Here is a 22842-nt window from a genome sequence, read left to right as displayed (position 1 = left end):
GAAATCTCCCACGGGTCTGTACTGCGTCAACAGTCAGAATCCAGCCTAGTCCCTCCTCCTCCCTTCAAGTACCAGCATACAAGCCAGCCTGCTGGCGATGGCGTCCGTACTGCCGCCACCTAACCCGGCTGACCGCTACAGCGGCAGGTACCGACTCAACAACGCCCGCAGCGCCGCCGGCTTCACCGGTTTGGCCAGGTAATCCAGTCCCGCCGCATGCACCTGCGCCACCGTCTCCGGATGGCCGTCGGCGCTGATCACCACGCCGGGCACCGGTTCGCCCAGGTTCGTGCGCAGCCACGCCATCAGGTCGGTGCCGGTGTCGCCGTGATCCAAGTGGTAATCCACCAACGCCAATTGCGGGCGGATGCCCTCGCGCAGCAGCGCTGCGCACTCATCGCGGTTGCGCGCCGTCCACACCTGGCAGCCCCAGCGGGTCAGCAGGCTGTTCATGCCGATCAGGATGCTGTCCTCGTTGTCGATGCACAGCACCTGCGCGCCGCCGAGCGGCTTGCCGTTGAGCTCGGGCACGACGCCCGGTTGCGCCGCTTGCGTGCGGGCCAGCGGCACGCTGACGCTGAACACGCTGCCGCGTCCAGGCCAGGAGCGCACGCGCAGCGTGTGGCCGAGCACCCGGCACAGGCCGTCGGCGATCGCCAGGCCCAGGCCCAGGCCCTTTTCGGCGCGGGTCTGGTGGCTGTCGAGGCGCTTGAATTCCTCGAAGATCACTTGCTGCTTGTCCAGCGGAATGCCCGGCCCGCGGTCCCACACCTCCAGGCATACTTCGTCCGCCTGGCGGCGCACGCCCAGCAGCACCGGGCCCTTGGCGTAGCGGAAAGCGTTGGTGAGGAAGTTCTGCAGGATCCGCCGCAGCAGCTTGCTGTCGCTGTCGATGCGCAGGCGGCTGCCGCGCACGCGGAAATTCAGGCCTTGTTCCTGGGCCAGCGCCTTGAACTCGGCGCCGAGGGTGTCGAACAGTTCGTTGACCGCAAACGGCTTGCGGTCCGGATTGATCTTGCCGTTCTCCAGGCGGGAAATGTCCAGCAGGTCGCTGATCAGGTCTTCGGCCGAGCGCAAGGAGCTGTCCAGGTGCTGCACCAGTTTCTGCGCCTCCGGGCTCAGGCCGTCGTCCTGGTGGGAGAGGGCGGCGGAGAACAGCCGTGCGGCGTTCAGCGGCTGCATCAGGTCGTGGCTGACGGCGGCCAGGAAACGGGTTTTCGACTGGTTGGCCGCCTCGGCGGTGCCCTTGGCTTCGGTCAGCGCCACGTTGAGCTGCGACAGCTCCTGGGTGCGCTCGCTGACCCGCTGCTCCAGCCATTCGTTGGATTTGGTCAGGGACTGTTCGGCTTCGCGGAACGCGGTGATGTCGGTGAAACTCATCACGAACCCGCCGCCGGGCATCGGGTTGCCGATCAGTTCGATCACCCGGCCGTTGGGGAACAGGCGCTCGGAGGTGTGGGCGCGGCCCTGGCGCATCCAGTGCAGGCGCCGGGCGACGTGGACTTCCGCCTCGCCTGGGCCGCACAGGCCGCGCTCGGCGTTGTAGCGGATGATGTCGGCGATCGGCCGGCCGACGCTGATCAGCCCGTCCGGGTAGTTGAACAGTTCAAGGTAGCGACGGTTCCAGGCCACCAGTTTCAGGGACTGGTCGACCACGCTGATGCCCTGGGTGATGTTCTCGATGGCGCCTTGCAGCAGCGCACGGTTGAACTGCAGGACTTCAGAGGCTTCGTCGGCGATACGCACGACGTCCTCCAGCTGCATCTCCCGGCCTTCGATGGCCGCCTTCACCACTGCCCGGGTCGATGAGGCGCCCAGCACACCGGCCAGTAGGCGCTCGGTGTGGGCGATCCATTCGCCGTCGGCGTTCTGGTTCGGGTTGAAGCCCTTGCCCTGGCGATAGGCGAAACGGATGAAGCTCTGCCGCGCCCGCTCTTCGCCGACGAACCGCGCCGCCAGTTTCAAGAGGTCGTCGATCTGCACCGCCAGCATCGAGCGGGCGCTCTGCCGTGCGCTGATTTCCTGGCCGATGAAGCGTCCGGCCTGCCAGTGTTCCGACACCCGCGTGCGGGACAGCACCGAGACCCAGGCGAACAGGGTGAAGTTGCCCGCCAGCGACAGCACCACGCCTTGGGTGAGCGGGGTGATCGGCAGGTTCAGCGGGTTGCTGGCCAGCCATGCAAGGCCCGGAAAGCTGTCCAGCGACCAGCCCAGGCTGCGGGCGGCGATGGGCAGGATCAAGGTGTAGAACCACAGGAATGTGCCGGCGGCGAGGCCGGCGAACACGCCGCGGCGGTTGGCCTGCTTCCAGTACAGCGCGCCGAGCATGGCCGGGGCCAGTTGGGTGACGGCGGCGAAGGCGATCTGGCCGATGGTGGCCAGGCTCGCGGTGGAGCCGAGCAAGCGGTAGCTGACGTAGGCCAGCAGCAGGATCGCCACGATGCTGACCCGCCGCACCGACAGCATCCATTGGCGGAACACTTCGAACGGCCGCTCGGCGTTGTTGCGGCGCAGCAGCCAGGGCAGCAGCATGTCGTTGGAGACCATGGTCGACAGCGCGACGCTGGCGACGATCACCATGCCGGTGGCCGCCGACGCGCCGCCGATGAACGCCAGCAGCGCCAGCGCCGGGTGCGCCTCGGCCAGCGGCAGGCTGATGACGAACGAGTCGGGAATGACCGAGTTCGGCAGCATCATCTGACCGGCCAGGGCGATCGGCACCACAAACAGCGCCGCCAGGGCGAGGTAGGCGGGAAACACCCATTTGGCCAGGCGCAGGTCCTGCGGGTCGATGTTCTCCACCACCGTGACGTGGAACTGCCGGGGCAGGCAGATGATCGCCATCATCGCCACGCCGGTCTGCACCACCATCGACGGCCAGTTGATGGTTTCCTTCCAGTATTCCTCCAGGCGCGGGGCGAGCATGGCCTGGTTGAACAGGTCGTCGAAGCCGTCGTACAGGCCGAACGTGACGAACGCGCCCACCGCCAGGAACGCGAACAGCTTGACCAGCGACTCGAACGCGATCGCCAGCACCATGCCGCGGTGGTGCTCGGTGGCGTCGAGGTTGCGCGTGCCGAACACGATGGTGAACAGCGCCAGCACCAGCGACACGATCAGCGCGGTGTCCTGGGCGCGGGTGCCCATGGCGTCGGCACCGGCGCCGATCAGCAGGTTGACGCCCAGCACGATGCCTTTGAGTTGCAGGGCGATGTAGGGGAGGACGCCGACCAGACAGATCAGCGCCACGACCACCGCCAGAGATTGGGATTTGCCGTAGCGGGCGGCGATGAAGTCGGCGATGGAGGTGATGTTCTCCTGTTTGCTGATCATCACCATTTTTTGCAGCACCCACGGGGCGCCCAGCAACAGCAGGATCGGCCCCAGGTAGATCGGCAGGAACGACCACAGCTGTTCGGCGGCCTGGCCGACCGCGCCGAAGAACGTCCAGCTGGTGCAATAGACCGCCAGCGACAGGCTGTACACCCAGGCCCGCATCCGCGGCGGCAGCGGCGCGCTGCGGCGGTCGCCGTAGAACGCGATGGCGAACATGATGGCCATATAGGCCAGGGCGACGATGGCAATCAGCCCGGTGGACAACGACATGAGCACTCCCGACAGAACACGCCCGGACCTGTGCCCGGTCAGACAGTCTGGCACGAGTGCCGCGGTTAGTCAGTGTCGACCAAGGTCGTGGCGCGGCGGGGTGTCGCAGGCGGGGAACCGGGCGGTTCTGCGGTGAGCGCATCGACACGTGCGCGCCGCATTTCAATGTGGGAGCGAGCCTGCTCGCGATGGCGGCGGCCCATCCGGCATCGATGTCTCAGGCAGGCCGTCATCGCCGGCAGGCTGGCTCCCACAGATTCTGCGGTGTCAGTCCTGGCGCAGCGCGATGTCGATCAGCCGGTGCAGTGCTTCCACTTCCAGCGGCTGGGCCGCGAACAGGATGCGGAACACCGTCGGCGACACCACCAGGTTGATCAGGTGATCCACCGAGGGCGGCGAGTCGTCCGGATAGCGGTCGACGATGGTCTGCAACTGGTCGGCGATGATTGCGATGCAGAACCCCGGCGTGGCGCTGGCCTGCACGTCGCGCATGACGTTGCGCCCCGGCTCGGAGCTCATCTCGTCCAGATACTGCTCGGCCCACGCGCGGAGGTCGCCGCGCAGGCTGCCGGTGTCCAGCGGATCGCTTTCGGGGCGCAGGCGGGCGAGGGCGACGTCGGCCAGCAGGGCCGCCAGGTCGCCCCAGCGCCGGTAGATGGTGGAGGGCGTGACCCCGGCCCGCGCAGCGATCTGCGGGACGGTCACGGTGGAGCGCTCCTGTTCCTGGAGGAGCGCGCGCACGGCGCAGTGGATCGATTCCTGCACCCGGGCGCTTCGGCCGCCGGGGCGGCTGCTTTCTTTGATAGGCATGGCGGCGACCTTAACACAAAGAATTTGCTTTAAGCGAAAACCGGGCGCACACTCCGCAAAAGCAAAAAATTAGCTTTTAAGGAGCGTGCCCATGACCAGCCCTGTTTCGAACCGTTCCAGCCTGTGGTTTCTGGCGATCACCCTGCTCAGTTTTCTCGCCGCTTCCACGGCGCCGACGCCGCTGTACCACCTGTACCAGGATCACCTGCACTTCTCGGCGGCGGTGCTGACCCTGATCTTCGGCGTGTACGCCTTGAGCCTGCTGGCGGCGCTGCTGACCGTCGGCTCGCTGTCGGACCACTTGGGACGCAAGCCGGTGATCTTCGCCGCCGCCGTGCTCAACGCCCTGGCGATGCTGGCGTTCATCTATGCCGACAGCGTGGCCTGGCTGATCGGTGCGCGGGTCTTGCAAGGCTTCGCCACGGGCATGGCCACGGCGGTGTTGAGCGCCACGTTGCTGGACACCGACCGCGTGCAGGGGCCGCTGATCAACAGCGTGGCGCCGTTGCTGGGCATGGCGGCAGGCGCCATGGGCTGCGGCGTGCTGGTGGAGTTCGCCCCGGCGCCGTTGCAGCTGACCTACTGGCTGCTGCTGGCGCTGTTTGTGTCGCAGGCCGCGTACGTCTGGCGCCTGCCTGAGAGCGTCACCCCGCAGGCCGGGGCCTGGGCTTCGTTGCGGCCGACCCTGCATGTGCCGGTCCAGGCCCGGTCGACCTTGTGGCGGGTGCTGCCGCTGAACACCGCCACCTGGGCGCTGGGCGGCTTCTACGCTTCCTTGGCCCCGTCGCTGGTGCGCACGGCGACCGGTTCCACCTCCAACCTGATCGGCGGGGCAACCGTGGCCGCGTTGACCGTGACCGGCGCCCTGATGATCTTCACCCTGCGCAACCGGCCCGCAGGCCGGGCGCTGCAGCTGGGCGCCAGCCTGTTGCCGAGCGGTGTGGTGCTGATGCTGCTGGGGGTGCACAGCGCCAGCCTGTCGCTGTTCTTCTTCGGTACGTTGGTGGCCGGCTGCGGATTCGGCGCAGGTTTCCTCGGCGCAGTGCGCAGCCTGGTGCCGCTGGCGTTGCCCCACGAGCGGGCCGGGCTGATGTCGTCCTTTTATGTGCTCAGCTATTTGGCGTTCTGCCTGCCGGCGCTGTTGGCGGGGCACTTCACCCGCAGCCTGGGCCTGCTGGCCACCACCGACGGTTACGGCGCTGTGCTGATCGTGCTGGCGGTGGGCGCGCTGCTGGTCAGCTTCCGTCCCCAGGCGGTGAAGGCGTGCGGCGCTCCATAAGCGCGGCGGATTCGGTTAGCCTTGGCCGGCCACTTCTCTCACGGAACGACCCATGAAGATCATCCGCAGCAAGGCGTTCACCGCCGAACGCGCCTGGGGCGCCCTGGACATCGCCAGCATGAACGGCATCACCACGCGCCTGCACTGGACGGATCAGCCCTACAAATGGCACGTCAACGATGGCGAGGAAGTGTTCGTGGTGCTCGATGGCCGCGTGCAGATGCGCTACCGTGAACAGGGCCAGGAGCAGCAGGTGCTGCTGGAGGCGGGCGACATTTTCTACGCCTCGGTCGGCACCGAGCATGTCGCCCATCCTCAGGGCGAAGCGCGGATTCTGGTGATCGAAACGGAAGGCAGCGTTTGATCGCTTATCTGTAGAACAGATAACAGATAGAGAAATTACCCGTTATATAGATATTCGATCCGGATCTATCATGGCTCCAACCTCACCAGAGGACAGGAGTTCATGATGACTTGCCCCAATACCGCCAAACCCGGCATCAAACCCTTCAGCCACCTGCAGCACCCGCGTGAGGCGATCCGCCAGTTCACTCCGAACTGGTTCGCCGCCACCATGGGCACCGGCGTGCTCGCCCTGGCGTTGGCGCAGTTGCCGGTGTCCGTTCCCGGCCTGCACGCCGTGGCCGAAGGGCTGTGGCTGTTCAACATCCTGTTGTTCACCTTGTTTACCGTTGCCTACGCCGCGCGCTGGGTGCTGTTCTTCGACGAGGCACGGCGGATCTTCGGGCACTCCACGGTTTCGATGTTCTTCGGCACGATTCCCATGGGGCTGGCGACGATCATCAACGGTTTCCTGGCGTTCGGCCTGCCGCGCTGGGGCGAGGGGGTGATCCACCTGGCCGAGGCGCTGTGGTGGCTGGACGTGGCGATGTCGCTGGCCTGCGGTGTGCTGATCCCGTACATGATGTTCACCCGCCAGGAACACAGTATCGATCAGATGACCGCCGTCTGGCTGCTGCCGGTGGTGGCGGCGGAAGTGGCGGCGGCCAGCGGCGGCCTGCTCGCGCCGCATCTGGCCGACGCCCACGCGCAACTGGTGGTGCTGGCGACGAGCTACGTGCTGTGGGCGTTTTCCCTGCCGGTGGCGTTCAGCATCCTCACCATCCTGCTGCTGCGCATGGCTTTGCACAAACTGCCCCACGAAAGCATGGCGGCGTCGAGCTGGCTCGCCCTCGGTCCGATCGGCACCGGCGCCTTGGGCATGCTGCTGTTGGGCGGCGATGCGCCGGCGATCTTCGCCGCCAACGGCCTGCCGGGCGTCGGCGAGGTCGCCTCGGGGCTGGGCTTGGTGGCCGGCATCACCCTATGGGGCTTCGGCCTGTGGTGGATGCTGATGGCGCTGCTGATCACCGTGCGTTACCTGCGCGACGGCATCCCGTTCAACCTCGGCTGGTGGGGCTTCACCTTCCCGCTGGGGGTGTACTCGCTGGCGACCCTGAAACTGGCCGGCACGCTGCACCTGGGCTTTTTCAGCGTGGCGGGCTGCCTGCTGGTGGCGCTGCTGGCGGTGATGTGGCTGATCGTCGGCAAACGCACCCTGCAGGGCGCCTGGCGCGGCGAGCTGTTCGTGTCGCCCTGCATTGCAGGTTTGAAGAAATGACCGGCAAAGTTTAGGTAAGGTGTGGCCTGGATCGCGGTTCGAGACTCCAATAACCGTATCCAGGCCGTTCTCTACCTACTCCCTACAAAAAAACAGGTCACACGGAAGATGAGTCACCCCTCACAGTTCAACCTGCTGCGAACCCGGCGCTTCCTGCCGTTCTTCATCACCCAGTCGTTGGGGGCCTTCAACGACAATGTGTTCAAGCAATCGCTGATCCTGGCGATCCTCTACCGGCTGACCATCGAAGGCGACCGCTCGATCTGGGTCAACCTGTGCGCGCTGCTGTTCATCCTGCCGTTTTTCCTGTTTTCGGCGCTGGCCGGGCAGTTCGGGGAGAAGTTCGCCAAGGATTCGCTGATCCGTCTGATCAAACTCGCGGAAATCGCCATCATGGCTGTGGGATCGGTCGGCTTCCTGTTCGATCACCTGTCGCTGATGCTGGTGGCGCTGTTTGCCATGGGCACCCACTCGGCGCTGTTCGGGCCGGTGAAGTACTCGATCCTGCCCCAGGCCCTGCACGAGGACGAGCTGGTGGGCGGCAACGGCCTGGTGGAGATGGGCACGTTCCTGGCGATCCTGGCCGGCACCATCGGCGCCGGGATCATGATGTCGTCGGCGCACTATGCGCCGGTGGTGTCGGCCGCGATCGTCGGCATCGCCGTGCTGGGCTATCTGGCCAGCCGCAGCATCCCCAGGGCGGCGGCCGCCGACCCGCAGCTGCGCCTGAACTGGAACATCTTCAGCCAGTCCTGGGCCACCCTCAAGCTGGGGCTGGGCCAGACGCCGGCGGTGTCGCGCTCCATCGTCGGCAACTCGTGGTTCTGGTTCGTCGGGGCGATCTACCTGACGCAGATCCCGGCCTACGCCAAGGAGTGGATGCACGGCGACGAAACCGTGGTGACCCTGATCCTCACGGTGTTCTCGGTCGGCATCGCCGTCGGTTCGATGCTGTGCGAGCGGCTTTCCGGGCGCAAGGTCGAGATCGGCCTGGTGCCGTTCGGCTCGTTCGGGCTGACCGTGTTCGGCCTGCTGCTGTGGTGGCACTCCGGCGGGATCCCGGACAGCGCGAGCGGGCACAGCTGGACCCAAGTGCTCGGCTTCGGCCACGCCTGGGCCGTGCTGATCGACATCCTCGGCCTCGGCATCTTCGGCGGTTTCTACATCGTGCCGCTGTACGCACTGATCCAGTCGCGCACCGCCGAGAACGAGCGGGCGCGAGTGATCGCCGCCAACAACATCCTCAATGCGCTGTTCATGGTGATTTCGGCCATCGTGTCCATCGTCCTGCTGAGCCTGGTGAAACTGTCGATCCCGCAGCTGTTTCTGGCGGTGTCGCTGCTGAACATCGGCGTCAACGCCTACATCTTCAAGATCGTGCCCGAGTTCAGCATGCGTTTCATGATCTGGCTGCTCAGCCACTCCATGTACCGCGTCGAGCACCGCAACCTTGAAGCGATCCCCGATGAAGGCGCGGCGCTGCTGGTGTGCAACCACGTGTCGTTCGTCGATGCCTTGCTGATCGGAGGCGCGGTGCGTCGGCCGATTCGCTTCGTCATGTACTACAAGATCTACAACCTGCCGGTGCTGAACTTCATCTTCCGCACGGCGGGGGCGATTCCCATCGCCGGCCGCCAGGAAGACATCCAGATCTACGAAAAGGCCTTCACCCGCATCGCCCGGTATCTGAAGGACGGTGAGCTGGTGTGCATCTTCCCGGAAGGCAAGCTGACGGCGGACGGCGAGATCAACGAGTTCAAGGGCGGGCTGACGCGGATTCTCGAAGAGACGCCGGTGCCGGTGATCCCGATGGCGTTGCAGGGGCTGTGGGGGAGTTTCTTCAGCCGGGATCCGGACAAAGGGTTCTTCCACCGTTTGTGGTCGCGGGTGACGCTGGTGGCGGGGGCGCCGGTGGCCGTGGAGGCGGCGCAGCCGGCGCAGTTGCAGGCGTTGGTCGGGGAGTTGCGCGGGACGGTCAGGAAGTAACGCCCGCGCCCGTCATGCGCCGGGAAGGGGCCAGTGCTTTAAGCGCTGGCCTTGAGCCCGATCAGCCCGGCCACGATCAGCGCAACGCTGATCAGGCGCACCAAGGCCATCGACTCGCCGAACAGGATGATGCCCGCGATCACCGTGCCCACGGCGCCGACCCCGGTCCAGATCGCATAGGCCGTGCCCAGCGGCAGTTCCTTCATCGCAAGGCCGAGCAGGCCCAGGCTGATGGCCATGGCGGCGACGGTGAGGGCGGTGGGGAGCGGGCGGCTGAAGCCGTCGGTGTACTTCAGGCCGACGGCCCAGCCGACCTCGAACAGGCCGGCGAAAAACAGAATGATCCAGGACATGCGGGACCTCCATCGATTGACGGGGTCGTCCCCAGAATGATGACTCGTGCGAGCCGCAGGGTCGTCCCCGCGTTGGGCGCTATAGTGCCCAGCATCGACCGGGGGATCAAGTTCGCGCTCAGTCGGGCTGCTGAACGAGTGTCTCGCGCCCGTCCTTCTCGTCCATCCGCCGGAACCAGGTGGCCAGCAGCGCCCCGGAAATGTTGTGCCACACGCTGAACAACGCGCTCGGCACCGCCGCCAGCGGCGAGAAGTGCGCGCTGGCCAGGGCGGCGCCGAGGCCGGAGTTCTGCATGCCGACCTCCAGCGCCAGCGATTTGCGCTGGGCCAGCGGCAGGTTGAACAGGCGCCCGGTGAAGTAGCCCAGCAGGTAACCGAAGCTGTTGTGCAGCATCACCACCGCCATAATCAGCAGGCCGGATTCGGCGATCTTCGCCTGGCTGGCGGCCACCACCGCGGCCACGATGACCACGATGCTCACCACCGACACCAGCGGCAGCACCTCCACCGCATGACGGACCTTGTTGCCCAGCAGGCGTTGGGCAACCACGCCCAGCACAATCGGCAGCAGCACCACCTGCAGGATCGACCAGAACAGCTCCATGAACGACACCGGCAGCCAGGCCGACGCCAGCAGCCAGATCAGGGCCGGGGTCAGCAGCGGGGCGAGGAGGGTGGTCACGGCGGCGATGGCCACCGACAGCGCCAGGTCGCCGCGGGCCAGCCAGGTCATCACGTTGGAGGCCGTGCCGCTCGGGCAGCAGCCCACCAGGATCACGCCGACGGCGATCTCCGGCGGCAGGCGGAACACCTGGCAGAGCAGCCACGCCATGCCCGGCATGATCACGAAATGCGCCACCACGCCCAGCGCCACCCGCCACGGATGACGGGCGACGGCGGCGAAGTCGTCGAGCTTGAGGGTCAGGCCCATGCCGAACATCACCAGGCCCAGCAGCGGCACGATCGCGCCCTTGAGGCCCAGGAACCAGGCCGGCTGCAGGAAGGCGAGCACCGCGAAAGCCAGTACCCAGTAGGCGAAGGTGTTGCCGACGAAACGACTCAGTGCTGCCAGTGCGCGCATGGCCTGATCCTTATTGTTTATGTGCACCACAAAACGACTGCAGGAGCGAGCCTGCTCGCGATGGCGGACGTTCAGTCAACCCTTTCGTTGAATGTCGATCGCCGATCGCGAGCAGGCTCGCTCCTACAGGTTGTACATCGTCCGGCCTCAGATGCCCTGCGGCGTCTCTTCACCGCCCAACGCCTCGACCAGCGCCGGCAGGAAGTCGCCGAAGGTCAGCATCATCAGGGTGAAGCTGGCGTCCAGTTGGCCCAGGGCCTCGTCGCCGCCGTCCTGTTCCGCCTGATCCTGCAGCAGGTCTTCGAACTTCAGGCGCTTGACGGTCATCTTGTCGTCGAGCATGAACGACAGCTTGTCCTGCCAGGCCAGCGACAGTTGGGTGACCATCTTGCCGGTGCTCAGGTGCAGCTGGATCTCTTCGCTGGTCAGGTCCTGACGCTTGCAGCGCACGATGCCGCCGTCTTCGTGGGTGTCGCGCAGTTCGCATTCGTCGAGGACGAAGAAGTCCGGGGCGGCCTCTTGGGTGGTGACCCATTGGGTCATCACGGCGGTCGGTGCGGTTTTCACGGTCAGCGGGCGGACCGGCAGGGTGCCCAGCACTTCACGCAGGGTGGACAGCAGGTCTTCGGCGCGTTTCGGGCTGGCGGAGTTGACCAGGATCAGGCCTTGCTTCGGCGCGATGGCGGCGAAGGTCGACGAGCGGCGGATGAAGGCGCGCGGCAGGAACGCCTGGATGATCTCGTCCTTGATCTGGTCGCGTTCCTTCTTATAGACCTTGCGCATCTGCGCCGCTTCGATCTCTTCGACCTTCTCCTTCACTGCGTCGCGCACGACGCTGCCCGGCAGGATGCGTTCTTCCTTGCGGGCGGCGACCAGCATGAAATCACCGCTGACGTGCACCAGCGGCGCATCCTCGCCCTTGCCGAACGGTGCGACGAAACCGTAGGTGGTCAACTCCTGGCTTGCACATGGACGCGCCAGTTTGGTGGCCAGTGCGGTTTCCAGCGCCTCGGCATCGACAGGCAGGTCTTGGGTCAGGCGATAGATAAGCAGGTTCTTGAACCACATGGGGTGAATCTCTCCTTTATACAAAGGAGGGCATTATTGTCTTCGCCGTGCCATAGGCCAACCCTTCTCTAAGCCTTTGGAAGGCCTGAAAAAATTAATTGAAAAAGTGCTTGCCAGAGGTTGGGTCGCTCCGTAGAATGCGCGCCACACCGAAGCGAAGGGTGATTAGCTCAGCTGGGAGAGCGTCTGCCTTACAAGCAGAATGTCGGCGGTTCGATCCCGTCATCACCCACCATTCGTTTCAAGTGTTTAGCGCAGCGGTAGTTCAGTCGGTTAGAATACCGGCCTGTCACGCCGGGGGTCGCGGGTTCGAGTCCCGTCCGCTGCGCCATATTCGGTAACCTGGAACACTGAACGCCAGGTCACCACGGAAAACCCGCTGAGGCGGGTTTTTTTCTGTCTCAAGTTTGTACGTTGTTCCTCGGGTTGCATCGTTTCACGGGTTTTCAGGTTTTTTTGAAAAAACTTCAATTAAATCAACACTTTACGAAAACTTGTGGCATAATGCGCCCCGTAACGAAGCAAGGGTGATTAGCTCAGCTGGGAGAGCGTCTGCCTTACAAGCAGAATGTCGGCGGTTCGATCCCGTCATCACCCACCATTCGTTTCAAGCGTTTCGCGCAGCGGTAGTTCAGTCGGTTAGAATACCGGCCTGTCACGCCGGGGGTCGCGGGTTCGAGTCCCGTCCGCTGCGCCATATTCGGTAGCCTGGAACACTGAACGCCAGGTCACCACACGGAAAGCCCGCCTAGTGCGGGCTTTTTGCTGTCTGCGATTTACTTTTTTGCACATCCCCTGTGGCGAGGGAACTCGCCACAGTGCGTTTCATTGGTTGGCGTTGCGGCTGTGCCGGTAGTCGCTCACCGCCTCATACACCGCCTTGCGCAAACGGTTGATCCCGCCGATCGGCCGATGGGCCTCGATGCCGAACCACGGGTTGAAGGACAGGTTGTCGCATTGCAGGTTCTGCGCCGGGGTGTCGAAATCCTGGGGCGGCAGGGTAATGCGCGCCACGGTCTCGAACGGTGCATCCTGCTCGCGCCATTCGATGCTGGTGTCCTCGATGGGCATGAACGCCCGGGCGTCCTGGCGCTGGATCTGCAGCGCGAAGCAGGCGGGCACGCGATCCGTCGACAACTGCTGGTTCAACGCGCTGCGCAGGAAGTTCGGCAAGTCCCGGTTCTGCTTGGGCAAGGTGTAGGCGGGGCAGTTGTCCGGATCCGGCGTTACCCGGAACTTGGCGTTGGCGTCCCCGAACCGGTACGGCGACACCGAAAAGTACGTCGTGCGCGTCGGGCTTTCCGGTGGCGCAGACAGCGTCGCCAGGGCAATGAACAAATGACGGACCTGCCAGTTACGCGGATCCCAGCCCGGAAAGAACGCCATGACCCGCTTGCCGTCCGCCTGCGCCGCCACGTTCTGACGGTATTCGGCGACATCGCTGACAAAGAAGTTCGGGTGGCTGAACATCACGAAATCCTGTTCATGCAGATCCCGGCGGTCGTCCAGCAACTGCTTGCCCGGCACATCGTGCAGCTTGATCGCCATGCCCCGGGCGTCGCGGATGCTGTCGAACTGCGGGTAGGCGTTGCCGTTGGACAGGCGCACCGTCGCCTGCCAGACCTTGCCCGGCTCACTGAACACGCCGCGGCGCAGGTTCTCGGCCAGATCCGGCAACACCTGCACTTGCGCCTTCACGCAGCCGTGGGCCTTGGCGTGGGCATCACGCAGATACCGGGTGCTTTCCCGGTGCTGATCGACGATGCGCACGGCGGTCTGGATGACGTCCTGGGTCATGGCCGCTTCACCCGGCGGAATCTGTTCCAGCGCCGAGACCGGGCCACGGTGCTGCCAGGCGAACCAGGCGGTGGCCAAGGCCCAGCCAATCAGGCCGAGCGCCAGCAAGAGCAGCAGGGTCTTGCCCAGGATCCGCCCCAGCCACAGCCAGAGGCGCGCCAGCGCGGACGGTTTTTTGTCGGTCTTGAAGATCATGGCAGTTGCGCCTCCAGCGGGCCGCCCAGCACTTTCAGGTATTCCAGCAGGGCCCAGCGTTCCTCGGGCTGGAGCAGCCGGCCGATCACGCCGTTGCCCCGTTCGCCGGCGCGGAATTCGTGGCCGCTGTTGTGGTTGCCGGTGATTCGGGTGTCGAACAGGAAGCCGTTGGTGAAGGCCTCGGTGCGGTAGCCCAGATGCCGCGGGTCGTACTCGAACGTGCCTTTGTAGAAGGTGGTGGCGCGTTCGTCCTGCGGCGACAGCAGTTGAAAGAGGCTGGGCACCGAGCCGTTGTGCAGGAACGGCGGTGTGGCCCAGACGCCGGCCAGCGGGCGGGCCTTGTAGGCGACTTTCTCGCGTACGCCGATAGGCAGGCCGAAACCGTCGAGTTGCGGTTTTTCGGCCGGGGTGACGCCGGCCTCGCGATAGGCGCGGTTTTCCACGAAGGCCGTCACGTAGGCCAACCCCTTGGCCACCGACAGCCGGCTCAAGTCCAGCGGCTCGGTGGGATCGGGGTGCAGTTTGACGTCCATCTTGGCGAGTTCCGCCGGATCCCATTGCAGGGCGGTCAGATCGAAGCGGTGGTTGGCGATGTTGGTGGCGGTGCCGGGATCGGTGCCGATGACCTCCACCGGCAGCATGGGCAGGTGCTGCACCCAGCGTCCGCCTTCCTGGGTCTGGCGCGGCACGTGGCAGCCTGCGCAGTTTTCGGCGAACAGGGCCCGGCCCTTGGCGGCCAGCGGCTTGTCGACGGCACCCAGCAGATCTTCGGGCCAGGTCGGCGGCTGCAGCTTCTGCAGCGTCTGTTCGATCGTGTGCAGGTCGCGCACGCGGACGCTGGAGGGGTAGCGCGCGTCGCCTTGCAGCGGCTGGCCGTCGGCATCGAAGAAGTTCAGCGTGGCGCCGACGCCCAGCGCCTCACCGACGTTGCGTGCCATCGGCTGCTGCGCCGAGCCGTTCCACTGCACCCAGTCGAACGTCCACATGTCCCACAGTTGCGGGTAATCGACGGGGGCGTCGGCCACGCGGTAGTTGTCGGGCGTGATGGCATCGCCGAAGGTGGCGTTGGCGATCCGGCCGAACGCATCGGTACGGCCCGGGCCTTCTTCGGTGGGGTAGAGGCCGCGGTGGGTGTCGTTCCAGGCGACGCTGAGGAAGGTGTCCAGCGATTGCTTGAAATCCTTTCTCAGCTGCCCGTGGCGGCTGTCGTAGTCGTCGCCCAGCACGGTGCGGGCGAAGCGTTCGAATTTCCACGGGTTGTAATAGGTGGACGCCAGACTTGCCACCAGCGCCTGTCCGAAACTGCCGCCACGCAATGTAGGAACGCTGGAAGGCAGCACGTGTTGGGCGGATCCGCCGTCGATGCGCACGGCCTGGCCGTTGAAGCGCAGCTCGCCGGTGTGGCAGGCGGAGCAGGTGATGTCGAGGTATTGCTCGGAACTGCCGGGGTTCTGGTGCCGGGCAAAGCCCACGGGCAGGTTGCCGGGGTTCTGCGGCGTGGCCTTCTGCTGGGGATCCACCAGGAAACCGAAACGCGCCAGGTATTCCGGTGACGCGAAGCGCTGCTGGGAGAACGGCAGTTCCAGCGCCTGGAACCACGTGTAGCGCAGGCCTTTGACTTGCGTGCCTTGGGGCGTGAAGTAATAGGCCTGGCGTTCTTCCTCCGTCCACTGTTTCAGGTAATGCACTTGCTGCACGGGGGGGTAGAAGGGCAGTTTCGGGTTTGCGACGTAGTACAGCACTAACGCGAGGGCAAGGGCTGCCAGCACGGCGATCAGGATCAACAGTCGGTAAAAGAGGCGCAAGATGTACATCCTTGTCGAATTGTTGCGCTGTTATGCCTGAGCCGGGCAGGGTGGGGCAAGTGGCCATTACGACAAGCATTGTGAGAAGCGTCGGCAGTGATCGTCAGGCCAAGATGACAGAAGCTTCATCCCGCTCTGGATCAAATGCGTTTTAATCCCTGAACTTATCGCAGGTTTCCTGCTCTCATGCCGGTAGCCATTGGTCGTGGCGGCCTGATAAGCTCGCGGCTTTACTCGATTGCCCATTCGGCGCATGAACAAGGAAATAGCATGAAACAGCATCGGTTGGCGGCGGCGGTTGCCCTGGTTAGCCTGGTACTCGCAGGTTGCGATTCGCAGACCAGCGTGGAGCTGAAAACCCCGGCGCAAAAAGCTTCCTACGGCATCGGCCTGAACATGGGCAAGAGCCTTGCCCAGGAAGGCATGGATGACCTGGACTCCAAAGCGGTGGCCCAAGGCATCGAAGACGCCGTCGGCAAGAAAGAACAGAAGCTGAAAGACGAAGAACTGGTCGAAGCCTTCGCGGCGCTGCAGAAGCGTGCCGAAGAGCGCATGGCCAAGATGAGCGAAGAGTCGGCGGCCGCCGGCAAGAAATTCCTCGAAGAGAACGGCAAGAAGGCCGGCGTGGTCACCACCGCATCCGGTCTGCAGTACGAAGTGGTCAAGAAGGCCGACGGCCCGCAGCCTAAGCCGACCGACGTGGTGACCGTTCACTACACCGGCAAGCTGACCAACGGCACCGTGTTCGACAGCTCCGTGGAGCGCGGCAGCCCGATCGATCTGCCGGTCAGCGGCGTGATCCCGGGTTGGGTCGAAGGCCTGCAACTGATGCACGTCGGCGAGAAGTACAAGCTGTACATCCCGAGCGACCTGGCCTACGGCGCGCAGAGCCCGAGCCCGGCGATCCCGGCCAACTCGGTGCTGGTGTTCGACCTGGAACTGCTGGCCATCAAGGATCCGGCCAAAGAAGACGCCGCTGCCAAGTAAGCAGCGTCGGTTTCGCCCACAACGCCTCGCTCATGCGGGGCGTTGTTGCATCTGGACGGCGGCAAGCGTAAACAGAACGAACCCCTGCCGGTGCCGGCAGTCCCAGACATTGAGCCACCGGCAGTAACTGTCCTGGCTCGCCAAGTCAATGAAATATTGGGGTTTTTTAGGTGAGTAAAAAACGCCCGATCTGAGCGCAGCCCTTGTGAAACGGGGCTCTCAGCGTCGAAATGCAGCTCTGTTCACAAGGTTATCCACAATTTGTGTGGATAACATTTCAACGGGAAAAATCAGATGAAAACGCCGTGGAACTTCGCCCGATTCCTGCCCCTGGCCGGACGCCTGCTCGCCCGCGGGCGTTTGCCGACGTTGCTGTTCGCCGTGGCCAGCAAGGGTGCCGCCCAAGGCGACCGGCTGGGCAAGCTCAAGGATGACCTGCGCCTGCTTCAGGCGTTGTGCCTGGCGTGGTGGCGCGGCGAATACCGGGCGATCAGTCCCAAGGCGATCGTATCGGTGGTGGCCGGGCTGATGTACTTCCTCAGTCCTGTCGACGCCATCCCTGACTTCATTCCGGTGTTCGGCATGCTGGATGACATCGCCGTGCTCGCCTGGCTGATGAAGACCCTCGGTGACGAACTCGATGCGTTCCGCCGGTGGCGCAACCAACAGGCTCCGGAGAAGCTTCGTGTGGTCGAGCGCCTGCCCGATACCCCCGAGCAGCTTCAGCTTCAAGGCCCGAAAAAAAATTGATCGGCGACGGTCGCTCATTCAGATAGATGCCCCCCACGACCTTGGCCGCTGTTAGGATTACACTTCAAGGGAAAAGTGCTGACTCGCTAAGTGGTGTAGTCCTACGGGGTAGTCATGGATATTCAGATCATTACACGCGAAGGCGAGCCCGAGTATGCGGTTCTGCCATGGGCTCAGTATCAGGCTCTACTGAAAGCAGCAGGCATCAACGAAACACCGTCGCGGCCGGCACCGGCGCCGGTCGCGGCCACCCCGGACCCGATTCTTCCAGGTCTGGACCAATTACGCAGTTTGCGCGAAGGGAAGGGCATCGCCATCGAGGCGCTCGCCCGCACGGTAGGCATCAGCCCGTCTTACCTGGCCATGATCGAAAACGGCGAGCGTCAGCCCGACGCCGCGATTCGCCGCAGCCTGGCCTGGGAACTGACGGTGCCAGGGTGGAGGGAACAATCGTGAGCGTACGCATCAGCCGTCAACATTGGGACGGATTGCTGGGGGAGCTGGATCAGGCGCGCAGGCAGCGCCACCTTTTGACCTATCGGGCCTTGCTCGAACGACTGCAACTGCCCACGCCGGCGATGCAGACGCTGACTGCGGCACTGGAGCATCTCGCCGCCCTGGACGCCAAGGCCGAACAACCGTTGCGCAGTTCGCTGGTGATCAGCCAGGGCGCCAGCCGCCTGCCGCGCACCGGTTTCTTTGAATGCGTCGAGCGGCTGGGGCGTTTCTCCGGGCCGTCCGACGGCGTTGCCGCCGCTTCCTGGCACGCCTCCGAAGTGGTGCGGGTGTTCGAGTACGAATACCCCGAATCGGCGGAGGCCTGAGTGTTTCTCAAGTTCAAGGCGCACGCCGGTTACTGGCTGGCGCGCAGGTTGTTCCACTGGTCATGGTTCGTCCGCCAGCCCCGAGGCTGGCATTGGCTCGAAGGGCAGTTCGCCCGGATGGCGAACCTGGGCGATGTCGGCGCGCAGAGCTTCTACGGGCACATCCTGACATTTCGCGGCGTGGGGCTGGGGGCGCGTGAAGAGGGCGTGCGGTTGCTGCGCCTGGCCGCGTTGGCCGGTGACGGCAAGGCGGCCTACCAGGTCGGGGCCATCAGCCTGGCCGGCACGCCGTCCAAGGCGCCGGATCCGGCGGAGGCCGAGCGCTGGTGGGGGATCGCCGCCAAGGCCGGGCATCCGTTGGCGGAGGTCAAGCTCAAGGAACTGGCGGCGCGCGGACGATCCGAGTGACAGGCCTGTCTCAACGAATGAGCGGGGCGTGAGGGCAACCTCCCGCCCCGTTTTTTGCGCCTGTCGTTCGAGCCTGCCCGCACCCACAGGAGACGGTCTCAGCGTTGCCCCATCAGCAACGCCGGCCCTGCGTCAGGCACGGCCCCGCAGTCGATGACGTGCACGCTGTAGCCCGGCACATTCTTGGCGTGGTGCTTGGCCTGCGACGCCATTTCCGCGAGCTGGCTGGCGTCCAGTTGCCCGCACGCCTCGGGGTGCAGGTGCACCACGCCGATGGACAGCGACAGCAGCGGGAATTCCTGGCGCACCCCCTGACGGTTCGGTGCGGTGAAGCAGCCGGCGTCGAGGTGTTCGGGGCGGTAGAAGCGCCGGCACTGGCTCTGGAAGTCGTCGAGCAACTGGTTGAGGCGCTTGCGCCAGTCTTCAGGTCCCAGCACCAGCAGGAAGTCGTCGCCGCCGATGTGGCCGACGAAGTCGCGGGTGGGGTCGACGCGCTCGTTCAGGCATTGGGCCAGGCACAGCAGCACTTCGTCGCCCCGGCCGTAGCCGTAGATGTCATTGAAGGGCTTGAAGCTGTCGATGTCGACGTAACAGATGATCGACTCGCGGCCCTGCAGCAGCAGGCGGGTCAGGCACTGCTGGATCGGCACGTTGCCGGGCAGCAGGGTCAGGGGGTTGGCGTAGCGGGCCTGCTGGATCTTCAGCTCGGTGATCAGCTTGAGCACGTCGATCACCCGGCCCAGGCCCAGGTAGCTGCCGTTGAGGGTGATGATGAAATCCTCTTCGATGCGTTGCCGGGCGCGGCTGGTGATCAGGCGGCTGACCTGCTGCAGCGACTGGTTCATTTCCACGGCCAGGAAATCTTCGCTCATCAGGCGGCTGATCGGCTTGCGGGCGAACAGGTCGGTGGCGAACGGCTTGAGCAGCGCATCGGACAAGGAATGCCGGTGGACGATGCCGCAGGGCTGGTCCTGGGCGTCGAGCACCGCCAGCGAATTGAGGTTGGCCTGGCGGCGGAAGGCTTCCAGCACGTTGGCGGTCGGGGTGTCGCGGTTGACCGCCGGCTGGTCGTTGAGCAGGGCGCTGAGGTCGCTGCCTTCGTCGTTCAGGGCGACGGCGCTGCTGTCGTGCTTGGGCATCAGGGCCCGGGCGTCCCGGGGCGGATGTTCCTGGGGACGGCCCAGCAGGTAGCCCTGCACCAGGTCGATGCCCATCTCCGTGAGCACGGCGAGCTCTTCCGGCAGTTCGATGCCCTCGGCGATCACCTGGGCCCTGGAGGCCTTGGCGATCTGCAGGATCGAGCCGACGAACTCGCGCTTGAGCGCATCCTGATGGATGCCGTCGATGAAGTGGCGGTCGATCTTCACGTAGTCCGGACGCAGCTCGGACCAGAGCCGCAGGCTCGAATAGCCGGCGCCGAGGTCGTCCAGCGCAATCGAGAAGCCCATGGCCCGGTAGTGGTGCAGCGCCGTTTGCAGCAACTGGAAGTCGTCGGTCGGCGTCTGCTCGGTCAGTTCGATCACCACTTGGCTGGGCGGGATGCCGAAGTCCTGAAGCAGTTGCAGCGTGCGCCCCGGTTGATGCGCGGCCTCAAGCAGCGACTCCGGCGAGACGTTGAGGAACAGCTTGCCCGGCAGCCGCTGTTCGTTGAAGCGCCGGCAAGCGCTTTGCCGGCAGGCGATCTCCAGTTCGCTCAGGCGGCCGGCCTGGCGGGCCACGGCGAACAGGGCGATGGGGGAGTGCAGCGGGCTGTTGGACGGGCCCCGGGTGAGGGCCTCGTAGCCGAGGATGCGCCGTTGCGAGAGGCAGATGATCGGCTGGAACAGGCTGTGCAAACCGCTTTGAGTCAGGATCGAGCTCAAGGCACTCAGCTGTTCGGTCGTGGTCATGGCATTCTCGGGCGATAAAAAAAGGACTGGGAGCGCTCTAGTTCAAGAGTCGCTCCCAGTCCTTTATTGCACGACAGAATGATGACTGTTTGATGACGATCCGGGGATCGTCACCATTAAATTGCCATCACCTTACTTCTTGGCGACCTGGTTGCTCAGCTTCAGGTAATCCAGCAGCACCCGCCCGGTCTCGCTCAGGTAGGCGTCGTCTTCCGGCTTGACCTTGTCCGGCTCGGCGGCGGCCAGGGCGTCGTCGTCTTCTTTCTTCAGTTCCTTGAGCGGTTCTTCGCCCTTGGCCTTGCGGCGGATGTTTTCCATCGCCAGCTGCTTGGCGTCGATGTCGGCGTGCTGGGCGCGGCGGTCGGCTTCGTTGAGGCTGACGGTCTTCTCTTCCAGCAGCTTCTGCGCCAGGGCCAGCTTGTCGCGGATGAACACGAACTCCGCATCCTTGGCGGTGCGGGTGTCATGCTCGGACTTGAGCTGCGCCAGGAACGGCTTGAACGGATCCACCGCCGGCTTGATCGCCGCGCGGATGGTGTCCCACGGCATGGCTTCCGGCAGGGCGCTTTCGCCGATTTCCTTGGTGTCGATCAGCGACGGGTAGTCGATGTCCGGCAGTACGCCCTGGTGCTGGGTGCTCTGGCCGGAGACGCGGTAGAACTTGGCCAGGGTCAGTTTCAGCTCGCCGTGGTTCAGCGGCTGGATGGTCTGCACGGTGCCTTTGCCGAAGGTCTGGCCGCCGATGATCAGCGCACGGTGGTAGTCCTGCATGGCGCCGGCGAAGATCTCCGAGGCCGACGCGGACAGGCGGTTGACCAGCAGCGCCATCGGCCCTTTGTAGAAGGCGCCCGGGTTTTCGTCTTCGAGCACGTCGACACGGCCGTCGGCGTTGCGCACAAGCACGGTCGGGCCCTTGTCGATGAACAGGCTGGTCAGCTCGGTGGCTTCCTGCAGGGAGCCGCCGCCGTTGTTGCGCAGGTCGATGACCACGCCGTCGACTTTCTCTTTCTGCAGTTCGGTCAGCAGTTTCTTGACGTCGCGGGTGGTGCTCTTGTAGTCCGGGTCGCCGGCGCGGAATGCCTTGAAGTCGAGGTAGAAGGCCGGGATCTCGATCACGCCGAGCTTGTAGTCCTTGCCGTCCTGTTTCAGGCTGAGCACGGACTTCTTCACGGCCTGGTCTTCGAGCTTCACCGCTTCGCGGGTGATCGGCACGATCTTGCTGGTCTGGTCGTTAGGCGCATTGCTGGCCGGAATCACTTCCAGGCGCACCACGGTGCCTTTCGGGCCGCGGATCAGCTTGACCACTTCGTCCAGGCGCCAGCCGACCACGTCGACCATTTCCTTGTTGCCCTGGGCGACGCCGATGATCTTGTCCGCCGGGGCGACCTGCTTGGTCTTGTCGGCAGGGCCGGCCGGCACCAGGCGCACGACTTTCACCTGGTCGTTGTCGCTCTGCAGCACGGCGCCGATGCCCTCCAGGGACAGGCTCATGTTGATGTCGAAGTTTTCCGCGTTGTCCGGCGACAGGTAGTTGGTGTGCGGATCGTAAGACATCGCGAAGGTGTTGATGTACGCCTGGAAGATGTCTTCCGGGCGGGTCTGGTCCAGGCGCGCCAGCTGGTTCTTGTAGCGCTTGGTCAGGGTTTCCTGGATCTGCTTGGGCTCTTTGCCGGCGATCTTCATCCGCAGCACTTCGTCCTTGACGCGCTTGCGCCACAGGTCGTCGAGCTCGGCGGTGGATTTGAGCCAAGGCGCGTCCTTGCGGTCGATCAGCAAGGTTTCCTTGGTGGTGAAGTCCATCTTGTCGACGCCCTTGCCCAGTTCGCCGAGGGCGAAGTCCAGGCGCGCCTTCACGCGGTCCAGGTAGCGCTTGTAGATGGTGAACCCGGCGTTGAGGTCGCCGCTCTTGAGGAAGTCGTCGAACTGGGTCTTCCACTTGTCGAATTCGGCGATGTCGCTGGCCATGAAGTAGCTGCGCGACGGATCCAGCAGCTTGATGTAGCTGTCGTAGATGATCACCGAACGGGCGTCGTCCAGCGGCGGCTTGCTGTAGTGGTGGCGCTTGAGCAGTTCGACGACGTTCAGGCTGGCGATCACTTCGTCACGGTCGGGCTGCAGCTTGTCCCAGCTGTTGGCTGCGAATGAGCTGCCCGAGACCGGCAACAGACCGATACCGATGATGAGGGCGAGGGCGGAGCTGGGGAGCAGATGCTTCATGCTGATTCGACGCGGGGACAATTGATAACGCATATTAGGCCGTCTTTGAAGTCGCCGGTACCTCTGCGCTCTGCCCGAACACAATCGTTCAGTGTTCGTTCAGACCCAGGGCCGGTCGCATAATGCAAAAAGCCCGGCGCTACAGCTTCGGGCTCAGTCCAGACTC

General features: G+C 64.6%; 18 protein-coding genes and 4 tRNA genes. 13 read left to right on the top strand and 9 right to left on the bottom strand.

From position 1 onward, the window contains the following. Positions 1-135 precede the first annotated feature (135 nt). Both CAG33_RS27055 and CAG33_RS27050 read right to left on the bottom strand, forming a co-directional pair. Positions 136-3606, bottom strand: coding sequence for a hybrid sensor histidine kinase/response regulator (locus CAG33_RS27055; RefSeq protein ID WP_085577705.1), 3471 nt, complete (start codon positions 3604-3606; stop codon positions 136-138). Positions 3607-3873: 267 nt separating this feature from the next. Further along, entirely contained in the window at positions 3874-4416 is a 543-nt protein-coding gene (locus CAG33_RS27050) for a TetR/AcrR family transcriptional regulator (RefSeq protein WP_085577704.1), read from the bottom strand. 91 nt (positions 4417-4507) lie between these two features. Here CAG33_RS27050 and CAG33_RS27045 point away from each other — a divergent pair, with 91 nt between their 5' ends. The 4 genes from CAG33_RS27045 (at position 4508) to CAG33_RS27030 (ending at position 9302) form a co-directional block, all read left to right on the top strand. Then, entirely contained in the window at positions 4508-5695 is a 1188-nt protein-coding gene (locus tag CAG33_RS27045; protein ID WP_085641189.1) for an MFS transporter, read from the top strand. Between the two features lie 52 nt (positions 5696-5747). Continuing rightward, complete coding sequence (locus CAG33_RS27040; RefSeq protein ID WP_085577702.1) at positions 5748-6059, top strand: cupin domain-containing protein; 312 nt, start codon at positions 5748-5750, stop codon at positions 6057-6059. Between the two features lie 105 nt (positions 6060-6164). Further along, the gene (locus tag CAG33_RS27035; protein ID WP_085577701.1) at positions 6165-7316 is read left to right on the top strand and encodes a TDT family transporter; all 1152 of its coding nucleotides are present in this window, start codon (positions 6165-6167) and stop codon (positions 7314-7316) included. 108 nt (positions 7317-7424) lie between these two features. After that, positions 7425-9302, top strand: coding sequence for an MFS transporter (locus CAG33_RS27030; protein ID WP_085577700.1), 1878 nt, complete (start codon positions 7425-7427; stop codon positions 9300-9302). A 38-nt stretch (positions 9303-9340) separates the two neighbouring features. On the opposite strand, the gene sugE is transcribed toward CAG33_RS27030, so the two are convergent. The 3 genes from sugE to rdgC all read right to left on the bottom strand — a co-directional run bounded on the left by sugE (position 9341) and on the right by rdgC (position 11804). After that, a complete protein-coding gene (gene sugE / locus CAG33_RS27025) occupies positions 9341-9655 on the bottom strand; it encodes a quaternary ammonium compound efflux SMR transporter SugE (protein WP_085577699.1) in 315 nt (104 codons plus the stop codon). Between the two features lie 118 nt (positions 9656-9773). Continuing rightward, positions 9774-10736 carry a bile acid:sodium symporter family protein gene (locus tag CAG33_RS27020; protein WP_085577698.1) on the bottom strand — a complete coding sequence of 321 codons (963 nt, stop codon included), beginning with the start codon at positions 10734-10736 and terminating at the stop codon, positions 9774-9776. A 147-nt stretch (positions 10737-10883) separates the two neighbouring features. Beyond that, positions 10884-11804, bottom strand: a complete 921-nt coding sequence (gene rdgC, locus CAG33_RS27015; RefSeq protein ID WP_085641187.1) for a recombination-associated protein RdgC — start codon at positions 11802-11804, stop codon at positions 10884-10886. Positions 11805-11963: 159 nt separating this feature from the next. Here rdgC and CAG33_RS27010 point away from each other — a divergent pair. From CAG33_RS27010 to CAG33_RS26995, 4 genes are all read left to right on the top strand, one after another. Beyond that, positions 11964-12039: transfer RNA gene (locus CAG33_RS27010), tRNA-Val, on the top strand. A 19-nt stretch (positions 12040-12058) separates the two neighbouring features. Next, a tRNA-Asp gene (locus tag CAG33_RS27005) sits at positions 12059-12135 on the top strand. A 194-nt stretch (positions 12136-12329) separates the two neighbouring features. Then, a tRNA-Val gene (locus CAG33_RS27000) sits at positions 12330-12405 on the top strand. A gap of 19 nt (positions 12406-12424) precedes the next feature. Further along, a tRNA-Asp gene (locus tag CAG33_RS26995) sits at positions 12425-12501 on the top strand. A gap of 128 nt (positions 12502-12629) precedes the next feature. Here the strand turns inward: CAG33_RS26995 and CAG33_RS26990 are convergent. Then, entirely contained in the window at positions 12630-13796 is a 1167-nt protein-coding gene (locus CAG33_RS26990; RefSeq protein ID WP_085577696.1) for a catalase family protein, read from the bottom strand. Further along, positions 13793-15601, bottom strand: coding sequence for a di-heme-cytochrome C peroxidase (locus CAG33_RS26985; RefSeq protein WP_085631209.1), 1809 nt, complete (start codon positions 15599-15601; stop codon positions 13793-13795). Before CAG33_RS26985 ends, CAG33_RS26990 begins: the two co-directional genes overlap by 4 nt. A gap of 270 nt (positions 15602-15871) precedes the next feature. Here CAG33_RS26985 and CAG33_RS26980 point away from each other — a divergent pair, with 270 nt between their 5' ends. From CAG33_RS26980 to CAG33_RS26960, 5 genes are all read left to right on the top strand, one after another. Next, a complete protein-coding gene (locus CAG33_RS26980; RefSeq protein ID WP_085577694.1) occupies positions 15872-16588 on the top strand; it encodes an FKBP-type peptidyl-prolyl cis-trans isomerase in 717 nt (238 codons plus the stop codon). A gap of 294 nt (positions 16589-16882) precedes the next feature. Further along, positions 16883-17338: a YkvA family protein gene (locus CAG33_RS26975; RefSeq protein WP_085577693.1), complete on the top strand. Its 456-nt coding sequence runs from the start codon at positions 16883-16885 to the stop codon at positions 17336-17338. Positions 17339-17452: 114 nt separating this feature from the next. Then, complete coding sequence (locus CAG33_RS26970; protein ID WP_085577692.1) at positions 17453-17794, top strand: helix-turn-helix domain-containing protein; 342 nt, start codon at positions 17453-17455, stop codon at positions 17792-17794. After that, positions 17791-18162 carry a hypothetical protein gene (locus CAG33_RS26965; RefSeq protein WP_003223109.1) on the top strand — a complete coding sequence of 124 codons (372 nt, stop codon included), beginning with the start codon at positions 17791-17793 and terminating at the stop codon, positions 18160-18162. The genes CAG33_RS26970 and CAG33_RS26965 overlap by 4 nt, the downstream gene beginning before the upstream one ends. Continuing rightward, positions 18163-18570, top strand: coding sequence for a sel1 repeat family protein (locus CAG33_RS26960; protein WP_085577691.1), 408 nt, complete (start codon positions 18163-18165; stop codon positions 18568-18570). A gap of 98 nt (positions 18571-18668) precedes the next feature. Here CAG33_RS26960 and CAG33_RS26955 read toward each other — a convergent pair whose 3' ends face one another. Together CAG33_RS26955 and CAG33_RS26950 are read right to left on the bottom strand one after the other, a co-directional pair. Further along, positions 18669-20459, bottom strand: a complete 1791-nt coding sequence (locus CAG33_RS26955) for a bifunctional diguanylate cyclase/phosphodiesterase (protein WP_085577690.1) — start codon at positions 20457-20459, stop codon at positions 18669-18671. Between the two features lie 132 nt (positions 20460-20591). Continuing rightward, entirely contained in the window at positions 20592-22676 is a 2085-nt protein-coding gene (locus CAG33_RS26950; protein ID WP_170929972.1) for a carboxy terminal-processing peptidase, read from the bottom strand. Positions 22677-22842: the final 166 nt, after the last annotated feature.

Source organism: Pseudomonas sp. B3(2017) (genome assembly GCF_002113595.1).
Taxonomy (GTDB): Bacteria; Pseudomonadota; Gammaproteobacteria; order Pseudomonadales; family Pseudomonadaceae; genus Aquipseudomonas; species Aquipseudomonas ekonensis.
This window is presented reverse-complemented; position numbering and strand designations above follow the sequence as displayed.

What these genes read in the sequence shown, in the direction of transcription:
- CAG33_RS27055 (WP_085577705.1), bottom strand. Translation starts at nt 3,606, where the DNA reads ATGTCGTTGTCCACCGGGCTGATTGCCATCGTCGCCCTGGCCTATATG.
- CAG33_RS27050 (WP_085577704.1), bottom strand. Translation starts at nt 4,416, where the DNA reads ATGCCTATCAAAGAAAGCAGCCGCCCCGGCGGCCGAAGCGCCCGGGTG.
- CAG33_RS27045 (WP_085641189.1), top strand. Translation starts at nt 4,508, where the DNA reads ATGACCAGCCCTGTTTCGAACCGTTCCAGCCTGTGGTTTCTGGCGATC.
- CAG33_RS27040 (WP_085577702.1), top strand. Translation starts at nt 5,748, where the DNA reads ATGAAGATCATCCGCAGCAAGGCGTTCACCGCCGAACGCGCCTGGGGC.
- CAG33_RS27035 (WP_085577701.1), top strand. Translation starts at nt 6,165, where the DNA reads ATGACTTGCCCCAATACCGCCAAACCCGGCATCAAACCCTTCAGCCAC.
- CAG33_RS27030 (WP_085577700.1), top strand. Translation starts at nt 7,425, where the DNA reads ATGAGTCACCCCTCACAGTTCAACCTGCTGCGAACCCGGCGCTTCCTG.
- sugE (WP_085577699.1), bottom strand. Translation starts at nt 9,655, where the DNA reads ATGTCCTGGATCATTCTGTTTTTCGCCGGCCTGTTCGAGGTCGGCTGG.
- CAG33_RS27020 (WP_085577698.1), bottom strand. Translation starts at nt 10,736, where the DNA reads ATGCGCGCACTGGCAGCACTGAGTCGTTTCGTCGGCAACACCTTCGCC.
- rdgC (WP_085641187.1), bottom strand. Translation starts at nt 11,804, where the DNA reads ATGTGGTTCAAGAACCTGCTTATCTATCGCCTGACCCAAGACCTGCCT.
- CAG33_RS26990 (WP_085577696.1), bottom strand. Translation starts at nt 13,796, where the DNA reads ATGATCTTCAAGACCGACAAAAAACCGTCCGCGCTGGCGCGCCTCTGG.
- CAG33_RS26980 (WP_085577694.1), top strand. Translation starts at nt 15,872, where the DNA reads ATGAAACAGCATCGGTTGGCGGCGGCGGTTGCCCTGGTTAGCCTGGTA.
- CAG33_RS26975 (WP_085577693.1), top strand. Translation starts at nt 16,883, where the DNA reads ATGAAAACGCCGTGGAACTTCGCCCGATTCCTGCCCCTGGCCGGACGC.
- CAG33_RS26970 (WP_085577692.1), top strand. Translation starts at nt 17,453, where the DNA reads ATGGATATTCAGATCATTACACGCGAAGGCGAGCCCGAGTATGCGGTT.
- CAG33_RS26955 (WP_085577690.1), bottom strand. Translation starts at nt 20,459, where the DNA reads ATGACCACGACCGAACAGCTGAGTGCCTTGAGCTCGATCCTGACTCAA.
- CAG33_RS26950 (WP_170929972.1), bottom strand. Translation starts at nt 22,676, where the DNA reads ATGAAGCATCTGCTCCCCAGCTCCGCCCTCGCCCTCATCATCGGTATC.